Source organism: Hyphomicrobium sp. (assembly GCF_020852195.1).
Classification (GTDB): Bacteria; Pseudomonadota; Alphaproteobacteria; order Rhizobiales; family Hyphomicrobiaceae; genus Hyphomicrobium_C.
This window is the reverse complement of sequence record NZ_JADZBI010000198.1, coordinates 16,168-28,802: the sequence shown is the minus strand read 5'-3', so window position 1 is coordinate 28,802 and position 12,635 is coordinate 16,168. Positions and strand designations below refer to the sequence as shown.

At 65.7% G+C, this 12,635-nt stretch carries 12 protein-coding genes and 1 pseudogene; 10 read left to right on the top strand and 3 right to left on the bottom strand.

All coding sequences use genetic code 11. From position 1 onward, the window contains the following. Positions 1 to 335 (top strand): annotated as a pseudogene (locus tag IT540_RS16915) (hypothetical protein); the annotation flags it as partial. 2 nt (positions 336 to 337) lie between these two features. Here IT540_RS16915 and IT540_RS16910 read toward each other — a convergent pair. Continuing rightward, a complete protein-coding gene (locus IT540_RS16910; RefSeq protein ID WP_291180630.1) occupies positions 338 to 1,486 on the bottom strand; it encodes a PQQ-dependent sugar dehydrogenase in 1,149 nt (382 codons plus the stop codon). Positions 1,487 to 1,648: 162 nt separating this feature from the next. On the opposite strand from IT540_RS16910, the gene dapF reads away from it, so the two are divergent. The 5 genes from dapF to IT540_RS16885 all read left to right on the top strand — a co-directional run bounded on the left by dapF (position 1,649) and on the right by IT540_RS16885 (position 6,385). Continuing rightward, complete coding sequence (gene dapF, locus IT540_RS16905) at positions 1,649 to 2,548, top strand: diaminopimelate epimerase (protein ID WP_291180628.1); 900 nt, start codon at positions 1,649 to 1,651, stop codon at positions 2,546 to 2,548. Positions 2,549 to 2,593: 45 nt separating this feature from the next. Further along, complete coding sequence (mtaB, locus tag IT540_RS16900) at positions 2,594 to 3,850, top strand: tRNA (N(6)-L-threonylcarbamoyladenosine(37)-C(2))-methylthiotransferase MtaB (protein ID WP_291180634.1); 1,257 nt, start codon at positions 2,594 to 2,596, stop codon at positions 3,848 to 3,850. Then, on the top strand, positions 3,847 to 4,896 hold the full coding sequence (gene ftsY, locus IT540_RS16895) for a signal recognition particle-docking protein FtsY (RefSeq protein WP_291180626.1): 1,050 nt from the start codon (positions 3,847 to 3,849) through the stop codon (positions 4,894 to 4,896). Before mtaB ends, ftsY begins: the two co-directional genes overlap by 4 nt. Before the next feature lie 73 nt (positions 4,897 to 4,969). Then, positions 4,970 to 5,578 (top strand): septation protein IspZ, encoded by a 609-nt coding sequence (locus IT540_RS16890; protein WP_291180624.1) that lies wholly within the window; start codon positions 4,970 to 4,972, stop codon positions 5,576 to 5,578. A gap of 213 nt (positions 5,579 to 5,791) precedes the next feature. Then, positions 5,792 to 6,385 (top strand): septation protein A, encoded by a 594-nt coding sequence (locus IT540_RS16885; RefSeq protein WP_291180623.1) that lies wholly within the window; start codon positions 5,792 to 5,794, stop codon positions 6,383 to 6,385. Between the two features lie 167 nt (positions 6,386 to 6,552). Here the strand turns inward: IT540_RS16885 and IT540_RS16880 are convergent, their stop codons facing one another. After that, positions 6,553 to 7,587, bottom strand: a complete 1,035-nt coding sequence (locus IT540_RS16880) for an aspartate-semialdehyde dehydrogenase (protein WP_291180621.1) — start codon at positions 7,585 to 7,587, stop codon at positions 6,553 to 6,555. Between the two features lie 479 nt (positions 7,588 to 8,066). On the opposite strand from IT540_RS16880, the gene IT540_RS16875 reads away from it, so the two are divergent. The 3 genes from IT540_RS16875 to IT540_RS16865 all read left to right on the top strand — a co-directional run bounded on the left by IT540_RS16875 (position 8,067) and on the right by IT540_RS16865 (position 10,821). Next, a complete protein-coding gene (locus IT540_RS16875) occupies positions 8,067 to 9,416 on the top strand; it encodes a DEAD/DEAH box helicase (RefSeq protein WP_291180619.1) in 1,350 nt (449 codons plus the stop codon). A gap of 283 nt (positions 9,417 to 9,699) precedes the next feature. Continuing rightward, entirely contained in the window at positions 9,700 to 10,152 is a 453-nt protein-coding gene (locus IT540_RS16870; RefSeq protein ID WP_291180617.1) for a phasin family protein, read from the top strand. A gap of 156 nt (positions 10,153 to 10,308) precedes the next feature. Beyond that, positions 10,309 to 10,821, top strand: a complete 513-nt coding sequence (locus IT540_RS16865) for a GNAT family N-acetyltransferase (protein WP_291180615.1) — start codon at positions 10,309 to 10,311, stop codon at positions 10,819 to 10,821. An 87-nt stretch (positions 10,822 to 10,908) separates the two neighbouring features. Here the strand turns inward: IT540_RS16865 and IT540_RS16860 are convergent, their stop codons facing one another. Then, positions 10,909 to 11,544 (bottom strand): hypothetical protein, encoded by a 636-nt coding sequence (locus IT540_RS16860; RefSeq protein ID WP_291180613.1) that lies wholly within the window; start codon positions 11,542 to 11,544, stop codon positions 10,909 to 10,911. Between the two features lie 250 nt (positions 11,545 to 11,794). Here IT540_RS16860 and dapB point away from each other — a divergent pair, with 250 nt between their 5' ends. After that, entirely contained in the window at positions 11,795 to 12,601 is an 807-nt protein-coding gene (dapB, locus tag IT540_RS16855; RefSeq protein ID WP_291180611.1) for a 4-hydroxy-tetrahydrodipicolinate reductase, read from the top strand. Positions 12,602 to 12,635: the final 34 nt, after the last annotated feature.

Here is a 12,635-nt window from a genome sequence, read left to right as displayed (position 1 = left end):
GCTACGTCTCCACCGAGTTCCGCCAGGCGGACGGCACCGGCGACGGCGCCCTCGCCGCGGCGGACTGGACAAAGATGGTCGCCAGCGACCGCCTGTTCGAGGTCGCCAACATCTCCTACTACGACGCCAACGGTGACGGCCGCGTCACGATCGAGGAGATCACCGGCAAGCAGAACCTCGCGTTCAAGCTGCTCGACCGCAACGCCGATTGCCAGATCGACCGCACGGAGTCCGTGCAGGTCCATGGCGTCGACAGGCCGAAGCCGAAGGACACCGGAAGCGGCGAAGGCATGCCGCGCGGGCCTGGCAACCCCGGCTCTCCGGGCGGATACTAAATCTACTCCGGCGCCATGCGCACGATGCGCCCTTTCGCGTCGTCGGTCACAAGATAGACCGCCCCGTCCGGGCCCTGCTTGAGATCGCGCACGCGCTCGCCGATGTCCTTGGCGAGCACCTCGTGCGCCACCACCTCGCCGTCCTTCACGACCAGGCGCTGCACCTGCATGTACTTGAGCGCGCCGGCGAGGAAGTTGCCTTTCCACTCGGGAAAGAGGTCGCCGGTGTAGAGCAGCAGCGACGAGACGGCGATGGATGGGTTCCAATAGTAGACGGGCTGCTCGAGCCCTGGCTTGGAGGTGATGCCCTCGCCGACGGGACCACCTGAATATTCGAGACCATAGATGATGATCGGCCAGCCGTAGTTCTTGCCGCTCTCGGGATGATTGAGCTCGTCGCCGCCCTGCGGCCCGTGCTCGAGCGTCCAGAGCTGTCCCGTCTCCGGATCGATAACGGCGCCCTGCACGTTGCGGTGACCGATCGACCAGATCAGCGGATCCCAGCCTTCCTGCGCCGGCTTCGAAGCCGCGGGCGCCCCGTCGGGCGTGATGTAGACGATCTTGCCCAGATGGTTCTTCGGGTTCTGGGCCTCGACCCGCGTCTTGGGATCGCTACGCTCTCCGAGCGTCACGAACAGGTTGCCCTCCGGCGTGACGACGATGCGCGAGCCGAAGTGGAAGCCGTTGCCGTAGGCCGGCAGCTGCTGGAAGATGACTTTGACATCCTCGAGCGTGCCTCCGTCTCCGTCGAGGACGAGCTTGGCGCGGGCCACGCTAGTTCCGCTTTGCCCCTGCCCGCGCGGCTCCGAATAGGAGAGAAAAATCAAACCACTCTCGGCGAAATCGTTGGCGAGCGCCACGTCGAGGAGGCCGCCCTGCCCCGCCGCCGCGACCTCCGGCACGCCCTTGACCGGCGGTCCGGCCTTGCCGTCGGCTGCGATCACCCGCAGCTTGCCGGCCTTCTCGGTGACCAGCATGCGTCCGTCCGGCAGAAACTCGAGCGCCCAGGAGTTCTCGAGCCCCTCGGCCACTGTCGAGAGCTTGACGGCCGTTTCGGGCGCAGCGGGTGCATTGGTCTGAGCGCCGGGAGCGGCATCAGCCATCAGGAACAAAAGGGGAGCGGCGGCGGCAATGCCGGGTCTCAAGCGCATGGTGGCCTCGTTCTCGTTCGACGCGTATCGGGCTTTATGTAGGACACATGCGCCGTTTGCCGAGAGGCATCATGATTTTACGCATGCATGAAGCGGCACCGCCGCATCACCCCGCGGCACCGCGTTTGTCTTTTATCGCCGCTTCGCCCATATAGTCGGCCCATGAGCACTTCGGCCCCCCTCCGCTACGTCAAGATGAACGGGCTCGGCAACGAGATCGTCGTCGTCGATCTGCGGTGCGGCGGCGCGGCGCTGAGCGCGGGCGAGATCAGGTCTGTCGCGGAGAATCCGGCGACCGCGTTCGACCAGATGATGGTGCTGCATCCTCCGCGCACTGCCGGCACCGACGCCTTCGTCTCGATCTTCAACACGGACGGCTCGGAATCGGCGGCCTGCGGCAATGGCACGCGCTGCATCGGCTGGCTGGAAAAGGAGCGCACGGGCAAGCGCGACCTCGCCTTCGAAACGCGCGCCGGCATCCTCTCCGTTTCCGTGAAGGATCTCACGGCCATCACCGTCGACATGGGCGAGCCGCGCTTCGGCTGGGCGGATATCCCGCTGGCCGAGCCCTTCCACGACACCCGTGCCATCGAGCTGCAGATCGGCCCCATCAACGATCCCGTCCTGCATTCCCCGTCGGTGGTCAACGTCGGCAACCCGCACGTCGTGTTCTGGGTCGACAAGCCTGTCGCGGACTACGACCTCGGCCGCTTCGGCCCGCTGATCGAAAACCACCCGCTGTTTCCCGAGCGCGTCAACGTCACCCTGGCCGAGGTGACGTCACGCTCGTCCATCACGATCCGCACCTGGGAGCGTGGCGCGGGCCTCACCCGGGCCTGCGGCACCGCGGCCTGCGCGGCGGCCGTCTCGGCCATGCGCAAGAGACTGGTTGATCGTAAGGTAACGGTAAGCCTTCCGGGTGGTCCGCTTGTCATAGAATGGGCGCCCGACAATCATATTCTGATGACCGGCCCCGCGGAGCTGGAGCACGAAGGCACCCTCGGGGCGAGGCCGGTCGTCGCGTCGCCGGAAGAGGCCACCTTGTCCCCCAGGGCCGTTTGACCTAAGAGCCGCATGACATTCCCGAATGACACCCTGAACGACGCGATGTCCGAACCGCAGATCGTCACGCTGGGCTGCCGGCTCAACGCCTATGAGTCCGAGGTGATGCGCCGCCACGCCGCCGGCGCCGGCCTCGGCGACTGCGTGATCGTCAACACCTGCGCCGTCACCGGCGAGGCCGTCCGCCAGGCCGAGCAGGCCATACGCAAGCTGCGCCGCGAGCGCCCCGGCGCACGCCTGATCGTCACCGGCTGCGCCGCCCAGATCGAGCCCGAGCGCTTCGCCGGGATCGACGGCGTCGACCATGTCATCGGCAACGCCGAGAAGCTTGCGCCGGAAACCTTCCGCGCGCTCGCGACCGAGAGCCTCGCCCGTGTCGCCGTCAACGACATCATGAGCGTGAAGGAAACCGCGCTGCACATGATCGACGGCTTCGGCTCGCGCGCCCGCGCCTACGTCGAGATCCAGAACGGCTGCGACCATCGCTGCACGTTCTGCATCATCCCCATGGGCCGCGGCCCTTCGCGCTCGGTGCCCGCCGGCGAGGTCGTTTCGCAAGTGAGGAAGCTCGTCGAGGCGGGCTATCCCGAGATCGTGCTGACTGGCGTCGACATCACCTCCTACGGCGCCGACCTTCCGGGCCGCACGTCGCTCGGCCGCCTCGTCAAGCAGATCCTCGCGCGCGTGCCAGAGCTCTCGCGCCTGCGCCTCTCCTCCATCGACCAGGTCGAGGCCGACGCGCATCTCATGGACGCCATCGCCACCGAGCCGCGCCTGATGCCGCACCTGCATCTCTCCATGCAGGCCGGCGATGACATGATCCTGAAGCGCATGAAGCGCCGCCACCTGCGCGACGACGCCATCCGCTTCTGCAACGAGGTGCGCCGCCTGCGCCCCGATGTCGTGTTCGGCGCCGACCTCATCGCCGGCTTCCCGACCGAGACGGACGACATGTTCGAGAACACGCTCGATCTCGTGGAAAGCTGCGGCCTCACCTACCTCCACGTCTTCCCGTTCTCGCCGCGCAAGGGTACGCCGGCCGCGCGCATGCCGCAGGTCGACCGCCGCGTAGTGAAGGAGCGCGCCGCCCGCCTGCGCGAGAAGGGCGAGGCCGCCCACGCCCGCTATCTCGACCGCCTCGAGGGCCGCCGCATCGAGATCCTGATGGAGCGCGAGGACGTCGGCCGCACACCGCAGTTCGCCGAGGTGCGCGTCGATCGCAAGGCGCCCGTGGGCACCTTCCACTGGGCCACGCTCGGCCGCCGCGACGGCCGCCGCCTGAATGGAATGGTCGACGCGTGAGCACGAGCGAGCCAAAGCGTAAGGGCCTCTTCGGCCGCATGTTCGGCACGGGCGACGCACCGCGCGACGACGAGCGCCGTGACGACACGGCGGGCGCAGAGGCGACGCCCGAGCCCGCAGCCGAGCCGCCGCGCAAGAGCTGGCTCGACCGCCTGCGCTCCGGCCTCTCCAAGACATCCTCCCGCCTGACACAAGGCATCACCGGCCTCGTCACCAAGAAGAAGCTCGACCAAGAGACGCTCGACGAGCTTGAAGAGCTTCTTCTCGCAGCCGACCTCGGCCTCGAGACGTCCGCGCGCATCACCAAGGCGCTGGCCAAGGGCCGCTTCGACAAGTCCATCTCCGAGGAGGAGATCCGCGAGACGCTGGCCGAGGAGGTCGCCAGCGTGCTGGAGCCCCTGGCGCGCCCGCTCGCCATCGACGAGACGCGGAAGCCGCACGTCATCCTCGTGCTCGGCGTCAACGGCTCGGGCAAGACGACGACCATCGGCAAGCTCGCCGCCAAGCTGACGCGCGAGGGTCGCCGCGTGATGCTGGCCGCCGGTGACACCTTCCGCGCCGCCGCCATCGACCAGCTCAAGGTCTGGAGTGAGCGCACGGGCGCCCCCGTGATCGCCCGCGACGTCGGCGCCGATGCGTCCGGCCTCGCCTTCGATGCCATGAAGGCCGCGCAGGAGGCCACCTCCGACGTGCTGCTGATCGACACCGCCGGCCGCCTTCAGAACAAGGAAGGGCTGATGGCCGAGCTGGAGAAGGTCGTGCGTGTGATCCGCAAGGTGGACGCCACCGCGCCCCACGACGTGCTGCTCGTCCTCGACGCCACCACCGGCCAGAACGCGCTGCAGCAGGTCGAGGTGTTCCGCGAGCGTGCCGGCGTCACCGGCCTCGTCATGACCAAGCTCGACGGCACCGCCCGCGGCGGCATTCTGGTCGCCATCGCCGCCAGGTACGCCCTGCCCATTCACGCCATCGGCGTCGGCGAAGGTGTCGACGACCTGCAATCTTTCTCTGCCAAGGATGACGCCCGTGCAATCGCGGAAAACTGAAGTTCTGGCCCCGAAGGTCGAAGCGAGCAGCGCCTCGGCCGCGCCCAGCCATACAAAAGGTCACTTGCAGAACATGAGCCCCCGCAAGCGTCTCTACCCCTTCAACGCCGAGCAGACGGTCAACATCCTGAGCGAGTTCGGGCCGCTGGTGACGATGTTCCTCGTCAACGCGCTCTACGGCATCAACGCGGGCACGTGGGCGCTGATCCTCACCACCATCGCGGCGATCATCGCCATGGTCTACATGTTCCGCCGCCCGCCGATCTTCCCGCTGATCGCCTCGACCGTCACCATCGTCTTCGGCGCGCTGACGCTGATCACCCACGATCCGATGTGGGTCCAGATCAAGGTCACCATCTTCAACGCGCTCTTTGCAGGCTTCCTGTTCCTCGGCCTGTGGACGAACCGCAATTTCTTCCAGTATGTGTTCGAGAAGACCTTCCACTACACCAAGGAAGGTTGGGACACCTTCACCCGCAGCTTCGCCTGGTTCTTCCTGCTCACGGCGGGCCTGAACGAGTTCGTGCGGCTCTACTTCAAGGACGACCACATTTACCACATCCTCGGCTACGCCATGAACGGCGTCGATATCTGGATCGCCTTCAAGCTGTTCGTCGTCCTGCCGCTGAGCGGGCTCTACGCCTGGCTGCTGACGAAATGGATGAGCAAGCACCACCTGTGAGCGGGCCGCCGGACGGTTTCTTTTGCCGCCGTCGCCGTCTATGGTCGCACATATCCTGACCCGGGTTGCAGCCTATCCGGCGACGGCCAGGATCGCGGCGACGGAAAGTGCGGGCACTAGGCGTCCAGACAGAAAGACGTCATCCCGGCGCAGGCCGGAATCCACGCAAGCCTCCACGGGACACCACGCGCGAAACAACGGAACGAACCGCTCATGAGCCAGACCGAAACCAAGCCCGAGACCCACGAGAGCGGCTCGCAGCAGCTCCTGAAGTTCGTCGTCGAGCTGGGCCCGCTCGTCGTGTTCTTCCTGACGAACGCTCGCGCCGGAATTTTCTGGGGCACCGGCCTCTTCATCGCCGCGACGCTCGTTTCGCTCGTCGCCTCGCGCATCCTGTTCGGGCGTATCCCGGTGATGCCGCTCGTCTCGGCATTCGTTGTCGTCGTCTTCGGCGGGCTCACGCTACTGTTGCAGGACGAGCTGTTCATCAAGCTGAAGCCCACCATCGTCAACAGCATCTTCGCGGCGATCCTCTTCGGCGGCCTCTACTTCGGCAAATCGCTGCTGAGCTACCTCTTCGGCGACGTCTTCTCGCTGACCGACGAGGGCTGGCGCAAGCTGACCTTCCGCTGGGCCTGCTTCTTCGTGTTCCTTGCACTCCTGAACGAGCTCGCCTGGCGCCTGCTGACGACCGACCAGTGGGTGACCTTCAAGGTCTTCGCCATCATGCCGATCACGATGGTGTTCGCGATTTCCCAGGTCGGCCTTCTGCAGCGCCACCAGCTTGAAAAACCCGCGAGCGAATAACGCCCTCCTGTCATCCCGGAAAGGCGGAGGCGCAGCCGAAGCCTTATCCTGGACCCAGCGTAAGAGCGTCGAAGACGCAATATTTTTGCGATAGAAGCTTTTGCTGGGTCCCGGCCCAGCGCTCGGCTTCGCCGTCGCGGGGCCGGGACGACAGCGGAAGCGGCAGCTTAAGCCGCCGCTTTCGCCTTGAGCAGATTGCGCTCGATCAGCGTCTCCGCGATCTGCACCGCGTTGAGCGCCGCGCCCTTGAGCAGGTTGTCGGCGACGATCCAGAGCGCGAGCCCGTTCTCGACCGTCGCATCCTCGCGGATGCGCGAGACGTAGGTCGCATACTCGCCCGCCGCCTCGACCGGCGTCACGTAGCCGCCGGGCTCACGCTTGTCGACCACCAGAACGCCCGGAGCATCGCGCAGGATCTCGCGCGCCTCGTCCGCCGTGATCGGCCGCTCGAACTCGATGTTGACCGACTCCGAGTGCCCGACGAACACCGGCACGCGCACGCACGTCGCCGTGAGCTTGATCTTCGGGTCCATGATCTTCTTGGTCTCGGCGACCATCTTCCATTCCTCCTTCGTGAAGCCGTCCTCCATGAAGACGTCGATGTGAGGAATGCAGTTGAACGCGATCTGCTTGGGGAACTTATTCGGCTCGATCTCCTGACCCGGCACGTACTTGGCCTTGGTCTGCGCCCACAGCTCGTCCATGGCCTCCTTGCCGGCGCCGGAGACGGACTGATAGGTCGAGACGACGACACGCTTGATGCCGGCCGCATCGTGCAGCGGCTTCAAGGCAACCACCATCTGCGCCGTCGAGCAGTTCGGGTTGGCGATGATGTTCTTCTTCGAGAAGCCCACGACCGCGTCCGCGTTCACCTCGGGCACGACCAACGGTACGTCCTGATCGTAGCGCCAGCACGACGAGTTATCGATGACGACGCAGCCGGTGGTGCCGATCTTGGGGCTCCACGCCTTGGACACGGACGAGCCGGCCGACATCAGGCAGATGTCCGCCTTCGAGAAATCGAACTGCTCGAGGTCCTGGCATTTGAGCGTGGTGTCGCCGCACGAGACCTCGGTGCCGAGCGAGCGGCGCGAGGCAATCGCGAAGATCTCGTCGGCCGGGAACCGACGCTCGGTGAGCACATTCATCATCTCGCGCCCGACATTTCCGGTCGCACCGACGACAGCGACTTTGTAGCCCATGGTTTTTGCACCCTTTGTCGGTTGGATCCATCCAACACGGCATGTTGGATATATCCAACAATCGCGGTTGACTTACGCGTGCCGCTCCCCCCTTTCAAGGACCAATTCGCGTGCCGCAGTTTCAGAAACCTTTCCAACGGCTATTCCTCCTCCTTCCGACCCTTTCCACAAGAGGGCGTTGCAAGCAACCCGACGACCGCAAACGTCCCATGCGCGGCGACTTGCGTGGGTCCCGGCCTACGCCGGGATGACGTCGAGAGGAGGCAAGCGGCTCGCCACACACGCAACGTCATCCCGGCGCAGGCCGGGATCCAGACACGTGGAAGTCCGAAACGGAACCCCGCCTTCCCACACACCATCACGGCCCCTGCGCGGCCCTGACGAAATAATGGGGCTGGAAATTTCCAGCCCCTGGACTTTGACACACTGGCCCGCATCACCTTAGGTCGTAGCCCCGTTGCCCGATCAGAAGGTCGCCCGTGCAGACACCGCCCTCGACAGCGCTTGCCTCCGCCACGGCCGCCGACGCGGCCCTCTGGCCCGATGGCATCACGCCGACTGAGGAATACCGTACGGCTCTCGACTTCATCCGCGAGGGCGAGGGCCACCTATTCGTCACCGGTCGCGCCGGCACCGGCAAGTCGACGCTGCTGCGCGCACTCCGCAATGCCACCGATCAGGAGCTGGTCGTCGTCGCACCCACGGGCCTCGCCGCGGTCAACGTCGGCGGCCAGACCATCCATTCCTTCTTCGGCCTTCCCCCGCGCCTGATCCGCTCCGACGACATCCGCCGCTCCCGCAACGGCCAGGTCATGCGCAAGCTCGCCTTCCTCGTCATCGACGAGGTGTCGATGGTGCGCTCGGACCTGATGTGGGCCATCGACCAGTCGCTGCGCGTCAACCGCGGCCGCCCGCGCGAGGCGTTCGGCGGCGTGCGCCTCGTGCTGTTCGGCGACTTGCATCAGCTTCCGCCCGTGGTGCAGGAGGCCGAGGTGGCGGGGCATCTGCACGAGGAGTTCGGCGGCCCGTTCTTTTTCTCCGTGCCAGCCCTGCGCGAGGGCGCCGGCACTCAGCGCCTCGAGCTGACGCAGGTGTTCCGCCAAAGCGACGAGACGTTGATCTCCGTCCTGAACCACATCCGCGACGGCGAGGCCGACGAGGAGGATCTCGCCGAGCTCAACCGCCGCGTCGCGCCGATCCGCACGCTCGGCGAGGGAGAAAAATTCGTCATCCTGACACCGACCAACGCCGCGGCTCATCGCATCAACACGGCCTATCTCGACGCGCTTCCGGGCCGCGCCCTCACTTACGAGGCGGGTATCACGGGGGATTTCACGCAGGCCGCGCACCCCACCTACAGCGCACTGATCCTGAAGCCCAGCGCCAAAGTCATTCTACTGCGCAACGATTCCGACCGCCGCTGGGTGAACGGCACCATCGCGCGCATCTCCCGCCTCGAGGAGAAAAAGGTCTTCGTCGAGGTCGCCGGCCGCGAGCACGAGCTGGAGCCAGCGAGCTGGGAGCAGCGCCGCTACGCCTACGACAAGGACCAGGAGAAGATCGTCGGCACCGTCGCCGGCACCTTCCGCCAGTACCCAGTCCGCCTCGCCTGGGCCCTCACCATTCACAAGGCCCAGGGCCTGACGCTCGACAACGTCTACATCGACCTCGGCCGCGGCACCTTCGCCCACGGCCAGGCCTATGTCGCTTTGTCGCGGTGCCGGACTTTGGAGGGCCTGGCGCTCGCCCGCCCCCTCGCGCCGCGCGACATTCTGTTCGACCCCGCGGCCATGGGCTATCGCGACCTGTTCCCGTCTCTTCAGCCCTAAGACGATGACACGCCTTGCGCTTTTCGCAAGTGCGAGATATTCAGCGAGCAGAGCACAACCCATCCCCGCGCTGCAGCCGCACAAATCAGGGGTTTGATCTGGATCAAAGCCGTTTAATGCAGGGCAACAAATAATCATGTTGCACTGCAATATAGTTGTGCTATGTTGCAACTCGAAAGTTGGGAGCGCCCAGCACGGGCTGCCTATTGCGGCCGGAGCACCGGCGGCGCGCTCCTTTTTCCCGACCCCGCCAACCGACCGACGCAAAAAAGGAGCCATTTCCGTGAACGACTTTGCCCGCCAGACCCAGGAGTTCTTCACCGCTGCCAAGGATGCCCGCATTCCCGAGCAGGTCCAGGCCATCGCCGAGGACAGCGTGACCAAGGCCCGCGAGACCTATGACAAGTTTTCGACCGTCGCCAAGGACAACGTCAAGGTCCTGGAGGAGGTGACGGTCGCGGCCTTTGCGGGCGCGAAGTCGATCAGCGACAAAGTTCTGAAGAACACCGAGGTCAACACCGAGGCCGCCTTCGAGGCTGCCCAGGCCCTCGCCCGCGCCAAGACGTTCCCCGAGCTGATCCGCCTGCAGTCGGGCTTCGTCCAGCAGCAGCTTGCCACCGCCGGCGCGCAGTCGAAGGAGCTGTTCGAGCTGTCGACCAAGGTTGCGCAGCAAACGCTGGAGAGCCTCAATTCGGCCGCCACGAAGACGTTCGAGCAGATCAAGAAAGCGGGCTGATCGGCGCGCGGAGCCGGGTCCTCCAACGGACCATCCGGTAGTTTCCTACGCGTGAAACACGAAGCGCCCGGTGCTCAGAATCGCCGGGCGCTCTTTTTTTGATTTCAGCGTTGCGGATTGCTTTCCGCGATAAAAAATTCTGGCTATAGTGGAATAATGTTAGGGTCGCGTTCCGATATCAAGATCCGCAAGGGAAAGCTCGCCGACGCCGCGGCCGTGGCCGAGACGTTTCGCCAGTCCTGGGTGCAGGCGTATCGCGGCATCCTTCCCCATCATCATCTCGAGAACATGATCCGCCGCCGTGGCGCCGACTGGTGGGCGAGCGTCATTAGAAGCGGCGACAGCCTGATCGTTCTCGAGAAGAGCGGCACCATCATCGGCTATGCCACGCTCGGCTTCTCGCGCACGCGCGGCCCCTACCAGGGCGAGATCTACGAGCTCTACATCGCACCCGTCTATCAGGGGCTCGGCCTTGGTGAGCATCTGTTCGAGGCGTGTCGCCATGGCCTCGATCAGCGCCGCTTGAAAGGCCTCATCGTCTGGGCCCTGGCCGAGAACTCCATCGCCACCGACTTCTACTGGCGTCGCGGCGGCCGCCCCGTGAAGCAGGGCTTCGAGACCATCGGCGGTCAGAAGCTCGAGAAGATCGCCTTCGCCTGGTCTTCCTGACTCCTCCTGTCACCCCGGCCAAGCGAGGCGAGAGCCGAGCGCCGAGCAGGGACCCAGCGCAAAGTCCCTATCACGACACGTTCCTCCTCACATCGGGCTGCGCCCTTGCGCGCCCTGCACCGACGGCTCCTGCGGACAGGGCTTCGAGCGCGCCACCGTGTCCGCGAGCTTGCGCGCCAGCACGATGGCATCGAGGTTGGCCAGCGCATCCACATAGGCCACGTGACACACCTCGCGGTCGGTCACGCGCATGACCACGAGCACCTGCCCGGCGTCCGTCGCGCTTTGCGTGAAATAGCGCACGATGGTGGCATAGGGCACGGTCTGCCGGTCACGCACCACGAAGCGCCACTCGACGGTCGTCCGCCGCCCACCCCTGTCGAACAAGGTATTGAAGGAGCTGAGAGTCTGCCTGGCCGCGCGGCGCTTGTCCGCGTTCGGTCCGACGCTGAGATACACGCCGCGGCTGCCCTCCGCGATATAGACGGGATAGCCCGGCAGCCCCTCGCAGAGCCGCGCCGCACCACCGCTGTCTCCACCACCCAGGGGCCTGCAGAGGGAAGGATCGACGGCTGTATAGAGGCTCCGGACCTGCTGGATGGCCACGGCCGCACCGCACCACAATACGATGGCGAACGTGCAAAGCCGGGCCGCATGCGCGGCCATGGCGTGCCCTGAGACCATGGACCGCCCGGGACGCAGCCGTTCCAAAGCGTGAATCATGGGGTTCACCAACGACCTCGGTCACGTTTACGCTCGCGACGAAGGTATGTCCTCACGAGACGGCCAGAACGAGTACGGTTTCTTCTACACGCCTTCGTGGCCAAAATCCGGGACGCACTGTCCCGGAACGCCTCCCGCACTGCACGCGACCTTACGCGGTTGAGAACCGCGAGCCGGCGTAAGCGCCGCACTTCCTCTGCGGCGTTTCCATTGCTATATCGGCGCGCAACTGATCCCCCCTGAGGACCTGATGACCGAGATCCGGATCGCCGTGACGGGAGCTGCAGGCCGCATGGGCCGCGAGCTCGTCCGCGTGGTCTCCGCCGCCTCGGGATGCGTGCTCTCGGGCGGCACCGAGCCGCCGGGCTCGTCCCATATCGGGGCGGATCTCGGAACGCTCGCCGGGCTCCCCCCGCTTGGAGTTGCCGTGACCTCCGATCCGCTGGAGCTCGTGGCGAGAAGCGACGCCGTCATCGATTTCACCGTTCCTGCCGCGTCGGTCGAGATGGCCGGCCTCGCCGCCAACGCCCGCATCGTGCACGTCATCGGCACCACGGGTTTTAACGATAGCGACGAAGCGGCGATAAAAGCCGCCGCGCGCCACGCTACTGTCATCAAGGCGGGCAACATGAGCCTCGGCGTCAACCTGCTGACGGCCGTCACCCGACGGATCGCCGAGGCGCTCGATGCGGACTTCGATATCGAGATCGTCGAGATGCACCATCGTCAGAAGGTGGACGCGCCGTCGGGCACGGCTCTGATGCTGGGTGCAGCGGCGGCAGAGGGACGCGGCGTTGACCTCAAAACCAGCAGCGTCCGGGCGAGAGACGGACATACCGGACCGCGCCGGCGCGGCGACATCGGCTTTGCCACGCTGCGCGGCGGCACCGTCGTCGGCGAGCATACGGTGGTCTTCGCCGGCGAAGGCGAGCGCATCGAGATCACGCATCGCGCGGAGGATCGGAGCATTTTCGCGCGCGGCGCCGTCAAGGCGGCACAGTGGGGCCAGGGCAAAGGCCCCGGCCTGTTCAACATGAGCGATGTGTTAGGGCTTTAGATGTCGAATTTGCAAAGAACGAAACGGGTTTCCG